The sequence below is a fragment of the Microcoleus sp. N3A4 genome (assembly GCF_036701805.1).
Classification (GTDB): Bacteria; Cyanobacteriota; Cyanobacteriia; order Cyanobacteriales; family Microcoleaceae; genus Microcoleus.
In genome coordinates this window covers 71,480-77,479 of the sequence record NZ_JAUBRJ010000018.1, presented here as the reverse complement: position 1 = coordinate 77,479, position 6,000 = coordinate 71,480, and the positions used below count along the sequence as shown (strand labels likewise).

7 protein-coding genes are annotated in these 6,000 nt (G+C 45.4%); 4 read left to right on the top strand and 3 right to left on the bottom strand.

All coding sequences use genetic code 11. The annotated features are described in order from the left end of the window. Positions 1-145: 145 nt before the first annotated feature. Complete coding sequence (locus tag QUA56_RS13190; RefSeq protein WP_333358158.1) at positions 146-1,765, top strand: NAD(P)/FAD-dependent oxidoreductase; 1,620 nt, start codon at positions 146-148, stop codon at positions 1,763-1,765. Between the two features lie 7 nt (positions 1,766-1,772). Here the strand turns inward: QUA56_RS13190 and QUA56_RS13185 are convergent, their stop codons facing one another. The 3 genes from QUA56_RS13185 to QUA56_RS13175 are packed head-to-tail and all read right to left on the bottom strand — an operon-like array spanning position 1,773 to position 3,069. Then, a complete protein-coding gene (locus tag QUA56_RS13185; RefSeq protein ID WP_333358155.1) occupies positions 1,773-2,111 on the bottom strand; it encodes a XisI protein in 339 nt (112 codons plus the stop codon). Further along, the gene (locus QUA56_RS13180) at positions 2,099-2,515 is read right to left on the bottom strand and encodes a XisH family protein (protein WP_333358152.1); all 417 of its coding nucleotides are present in this window, start codon (positions 2,513-2,515) and stop codon (positions 2,099-2,101) included. The genes QUA56_RS13185 and QUA56_RS13180 overlap by 13 nt, the downstream gene beginning before the upstream one ends. A 2-nt stretch (positions 2,516-2,517) precedes the next feature. After that, on the bottom strand, positions 2,518-3,069 hold the full coding sequence (locus tag QUA56_RS13175; protein WP_333358261.1) for an acireductone dioxygenase: 552 nt from the start codon (positions 3,067-3,069) through the stop codon (positions 2,518-2,520). A 227-nt stretch (positions 3,070-3,296) separates the two neighbouring features. Here QUA56_RS13175 and QUA56_RS13170 point away from each other — a divergent pair, with 227 nt between their 5' ends. The 3 genes from QUA56_RS13170 to QUA56_RS13160 all read left to right on the top strand — a co-directional run bounded on the left by QUA56_RS13170 (position 3,297) and on the right by QUA56_RS13160 (position 5,924). Continuing rightward, positions 3,297-4,256 (top strand): M48 family metallopeptidase, encoded by a 960-nt coding sequence (locus QUA56_RS13170; RefSeq protein ID WP_333358149.1) that lies wholly within the window; start codon positions 3,297-3,299, stop codon positions 4,254-4,256. 345 nt (positions 4,257-4,601) lie between these two features. Beyond that, a complete protein-coding gene (locus QUA56_RS13165; protein WP_333358147.1) occupies positions 4,602-5,027 on the top strand; it encodes a DUF4359 domain-containing protein in 426 nt (141 codons plus the stop codon). 330 nt (positions 5,028-5,357) lie between these two features. Further along, positions 5,358-5,924: a TerD family protein gene (locus QUA56_RS13160; protein ID WP_333358144.1), complete on the top strand. Its 567-nt coding sequence runs from the start codon at positions 5,358-5,360 to the stop codon at positions 5,922-5,924. The last annotated feature ends 76 nt before the right edge of the window (positions 5,925-6,000 follow it).

The window sequence follows — 6,000 nt, the reverse complement described above, 5'->3', positions numbered from 1 at the left end:
TTGAGTTTGTGTGGAACAGGCATCTTGCCTGTTGTTGAATAAAATTGAGTTTGTGTGGAACAGGCATCTTGCCTGTTAAGCGAGAATGGTGCAACATCTCAGTTAAATCCGTTACCCAATCTGTTGCCGAACTTCCCTCTGCTATATGTTACGAATAACTGAAATAAAACTCCCCCTAGATCATCCTCAAGATGCGATCGCCAGCGCCCTTCTCAAAAAGCTGCAAATTCCCCCCGAAGAATTGCTCGGCTATTCCATCTTCAAGCGCAGCTACGATGCTCGTAAAAAAGCAGAAATCCTGCTTGTCTATATTGTGGATGTAGAGACGACACAGGAAAAGCAACTTTTGGCGCGCTTCAAAAAAGACCCTCATGTGATGGTGACACCAGACACGAGTTATCGCTTTGTAGCCAAAGCCCCCAGCAATTTGACGATTCGCCCCATTGTGATCGGTACAGGGCCGTGCGGGATGTTTGCAGGTCTGATGCTGGCACAAATGGGGTTTCGCCCTATCCTTTTAGAACGCGGCAAAGCGGTGCGCGATCGCACAGTTGACACCTTTGGATTTTGGAAGAAAAAAGCAGAATTTAACCCAGAATCTAACGCCCAGTTTGGCGAAGGCGGTGCGGGTACTTTTTCCGATGGCAAACTCTACAGCCAAGTTAAAGATCCTCAGCATTATGGACGCAAGGTGCTGACGGAACTTGTGAATGCGGGAGCTTCACCGGAAATTCTATATATTAATAAGCCGCATATTGGCACGTTCAAACTGGTGGGAATTGTCCAAAGTATTCGCGCTCAAATTGAATCATTAGGCGGAGAAATTCGTTTTCAAACTCGTGTGGAAGATATCCACATCGAAAATGGAAAAGTGCAGGGACTTACCCTCGCCAGCGGAGAATATATTGCTAGTAATTATATAGTTCTGGCGGTGGGACACAGCGCCCGCGATACTTTTGAAATGTTGTTTTCGCGCGGGGTTTATATCGAGGCTAAACCTTTTTCCATTGGTTTTCGGGTCGAACATCCCCAAACTATTATCGATCGCTGTCGTTTTGGCGATCGGGCAGGCCATAAGCTTTTGGGTGCCGCCGATTACAAACTGGTTCACCATTGCCAAAACAATCGTTCTGTGTATAGCTTCTGTATGTGTCCCGGTGGTTTGGTAGTGGCCGCGGCCTCAGAACCGGGGCGACTTGTTACCAATGGAATGAGTCAATATTCTCGCAATGAACGCAACGCTAACAGCGGGATTGTGGTGGGTATCACGCCGGAGGATTATCCCGGTCATCCCTTAGCCGGAATTGAGTTTCAGCGTCGCCTAGAAGAACGGGCATTTGAGTTAGGAGGTGGCACTTACAAAGCCCCTGGGCAGCTTGTGGGTGATTTTTTGGCGAATCGCCCTTCCACGGCGCTAGGCGCTGTGCAGCCGTCTTATACGCCGGGAGTTGTGATGACTGATTTGAGCGAAAGTTTGCCAGATTATGCGATCGCAGCCATCCGCGAAGCACTTCCGGCTTTTGACAAACAGATTAAAGGATTTGCGATGGATGATGCGGTTTTGACTGGGGTGGAAACGCGCACTTCTTCACCGATTCGGATTAAACGCAAGGAAGATTATCAAAGTTTAAATACAGAAGGTCTTTATCCTGCTGGGGAAGGTGCGGGATATGCGGGTGGAATCCTATCGGCGGGGATTGATGGGATTAAGGTGGCGGAGGCGGTTGCTTTGAGTATTTTGCGATCGGTAAATCACAAAGTTTGAGGCTGGATCAACCAACTGCAAAATCGGTGTATTGTCTGACATGAGGTGCATGATAGGCTAGCACAATTTCCTGGGATGGGACACCTCGTGCTATTAATTGATCGGCGATCGCTTCTTCAGTCCCGTCATGCTGTACCCAAATTTTCCCATCTTTAATATCTACATGAATCACGCAGCCATAAATCCGAGTGCTACTGTTTTTCCAACCAACATGAACCAGTTGATAGCGATCGCTTACCAGATCGAAAATCGTTTCGCTGGAAACTGGATCGTTAGGCGATCGTCGCTGGGCTCGTTCAGTTAGCAATTCCTGAATATATTGACGATACAAACTTACTTTATCCATTGAGAAATCTCCTCTTTTTCGGTATCGTAAACTAAAAGCGGAATTTGATTGCGTTCAATCACCGTTTGAATAAATGAGTATTTGAAAAATTTTTTGTGAATATCTAATGGAATTGCCAGGTAAAGAGTTCTCTCTGGATCGTCAAATTCTAATGCAATCCGATAGTTAATAAATTGCCCCACTGCGGTATGAAATTCTGAAATCGTCGATGGTGCCAAAAACGTTTTGATTTCAACCGCAATTTTTTCATTATCCTTTGTCGCTGCTAATAACTGTTCTGCACCCAGATCGATATAAAAATCAACAAATCCGAGATCGATATGATAAGGGTCATGGGTAATTATCCAACCCTGATTTTGGAGGGCTGTCTTGACGAGTTCGTGAAACTTATCTTTAGCTGGCATATTTAAACAGCAGCTAAGCCCGATCGAATTTCCGTATCGGTATACTCCGGCGTCCAGCCGACCGTGGTGGTAAAATAGCGCACAGCTTTAATTTTCCGCGCTGCTGTCAAATAAAACCAGTGTTCTGTATTCGCCGGCACGTTGATAAATTCTTCCGGCTGCACTTTGAGTTCGACTTGGCTGCCGTCGGGCCGCACGAAGCCAAAAATGCCCTCGCCTGCTACGATGTAGCGCACTTCATCCTCGGCGTGGATGTGGCACTTGTTGAATTTGGACAGCATAGTGTCGAGGTTGGGAATGTCTGGGTGCAGTACGATTAAGTCTCGCGACTGATAGCCTGCGGTTTCCTTGAGTTGTTGAAAGTAGCCGTCGAGGGCTTGCAGCACTTGTTCTTTTTGATTGTCGTCAATAGCATCTTTGGCTAGCAATTCCCGAATTTCTGGGTTGTCGCCCGCGGGCCAGCGGTTGAGTTGAATGTTTAAAGGCGCGAGTTCGCGCGCAATGTCGCTTAATTGAGTGTAGGTTGTACCGTTTTCGAGTTGCAGGATAGCCATTTTTGCACGTTCCAATTTTTGGGTGAGGCGATAAACAGACACAGCGAAAGATGTTTGTCGATCGCGCCTGTACAAGAAGCATAATTTTAACGTTAATTTGAACCGCCTTTCGGGCCTGCTCCACAATAGTTCAATATTTGTCGCGATAAGATTAATAAGTCAGCCGCCAGCTAGCACCAGCAGCGATCGGCAATACTGATATCTTAAATGTAATTTTTGCAACAACTATGCCTACTTATACTGGAATTTCTAGCGAAGCATTTCAGCATCCCCTCGATCGGCAAGCCGAAGCAGCTTTGCGGAGCGTACCTGGATTTGACTTAATTGCCAGCAAATTTGTAGAATTTGTCTACGAACGACCGCAATTCGTTTACCTAATGGGAAATAGCATTCAAGTCGGCCCGCGCCAATATGCCAGCATTTATCATATATTTCGGGAGTGCGTGCAGGCTTTAGATGTTTTTCCAGAACCGGGTTTGTTTGTGTCTCAAAATCCCTCAGTTAACAGTTATGCCCTGGGAAAAAATCAGCCTTATGTAGTATTAAATACTGGTCTTTTAGACTTGTTGGATGAGGCGGAAATTCGGGTTGTGCTGGCTCACGAGTTGGGACATATTAAATGCGGTCATCCAACTTTAAATCAAATGGCGATGTGGGCGATGAGCGTTGCATCGACTATTGGCGAGATGACTTTCGGGCTGGGAAATATGGTCGGCAGCGGTTTAATTTACGCTTTTTACGAGTGGCGGCGCAAGGCGGAATTATCCGCAGACCGGGCGGCTTTGTTAGTAACTGATGACTTGAATAGCGTGATGAATACGATGATGAAACTTGCGGGAGTTAGCAGTAAATATGCTGACCAATGCAGTTTGCAAGAATTTATCCGCCAGTCTGATAACTATCAAGAGCTCGATCGAGACAATCTCAACCAAGTGTATAAATTTTTACTTTACAACGGCGGGCAAGGCGTGATGCTGAGTCACCCTTTCCCGGTGGAACGCCTGCGGTATTTGCGAGACTGGGCAAGTTCGGAAGAATACCGCCAAATTAAGCTGGGGAACTACAAGCGGGCGGTATCCGAGGGTGCTGTTGACGTGAAATCCCAAGCATCTGCTAGCGAAGCGGAGGCCCTGCGCCGTCAGATTGAAGAATTGCAGCGGGAGATCGATCGGCGCAAATCGCAGTGAAAGGCGTTAAATTCCTCGTCCCCAGGCTCCTCGTCCCCAGGCTCCTCGTCCCCAGGCAGAGCCTGGGGATGCAGATCCAGAGGCTCTGCCTCTTCTAAAGCGAGGATCAGCGAGGCAGAGCCTCTGGATCTCGGTTCATAGGCAGAGCCTAGGAACCAGCTAAATGTTTGTTGAAGATTTACCGGATTTGAGGGAGGGGGAAACGTAAAAGGAAGGTAAACCAGTGAGAGACTTACTCGCAACTCGCCTCCAATCTAAAAACTGTCCTCTCCTTTCTGAAATCTGTTTCCGACGAAGTGTAGTTTAAATCAAGAGAAGCTTATAACTCAACGGGACTAAAAAAAAATGATTATTGATAAACCAATGAATACTAACAAGTCAACTTCTAGTTTTTTCGGCAACGTGGGAAAAGTTGCGATCGCCCTGACTCTTCTGGCTGCCGGCATGGCATTTACAAATCCTGGGAGAGACAAATACCTAACTTATGCTTCCGGCGTACTCCAAACCGAATTGGAAAACACTGTGTGCAAAGATTCTCGCGTGCCTAAAGCTTTGAGCGGCGTTGCAGATACTTTGATCGGCAGTTGCAAGAATTTACTGACTTCGCAGCGGGACACGATCGAAAGCTTGCTCGACAATACAACGCAGCGTCAAAATTTAGGTGTGGTCAGTATTTACACAACGGAATTAGGCAAAAAAAGCTATCAAACTGTTGGAGCTTTTGGTAACTTTGTTACCCTGCCACCTAGTTCGGAAAATGCTCAAAATTAGAGTTAAATTAAGTTCAATTGTCGAAACCGGGTTTTGGAGAAAGCCCGGTTTTTGCTTAGGTAATTCTCTCTCCGTAAATCTCAATAAATTCGGAGATCGGTAGCACATACAGCGTATTCCAGATTGATGAAGTGTAGGAACACGGCAATGCCGTGTCCCTACGGGGATAGAATAATCTGGAGCGGTACTTCATAAATGTGGAATCTGCCGTATTTTTAATCAGGCCCGCTATTCGAGACAAAATATTAAGTTTTCTTAAAAATGAAAAGTTATTGTGCCACTTAATATTAACATGAACGCTATAAAGTTTGATGTTTAACAAATAATCAGATGGCAATGCAATTAAGTAAGGGTGAGAGATTTAATATATCTAAAGAAGCGCCCGGTTTAAAAAAATTGGCGATCGCCCTCGGTTGGCAGGTGACAGAGGCAGGACAAAGCTACGAGATTGATGTCTCGGCGTTTATGCTAGGTGCTGACGGCAAAATACCTAACGATAAATATTTTATCTTTTACAATAATCTGCAATCCTTTGACAGTTCGGTACTGCAATCGATTCCTGAAACAAACAACCAAGGTCAAGAGAATAAGACTATTTACGGCGTTATCTTAGAAAGAGTTAATCCTGAAATTGAGGAAATAACTTTTGTTGTGACTATTCACGAAGCAGATAAAATTCAGGCAAATTTTAGCAATATCAAAAATGCTTTTATCAAAATTAGCAATTTGGATACTAAAAGCGAACTGGTTCGGTATGAATTAAAAGAGAATTTTTCGCGAGAGACTGCTGTAGAATTTGGTCGTTTGTATAGAAAGAATGGAGAGTGGAGATTTCAGGCGGTAGGAGCAGGATATCAGGCTGGATTGCAGAGTTTTGTTGACAAGTATTGCAGCTAAAACAGTAATAATATTGCTCCAATTACCAACGAGTTGGCAGCGGGAACAGCAGATGATTTCCAGTTCCAGGCTGGGA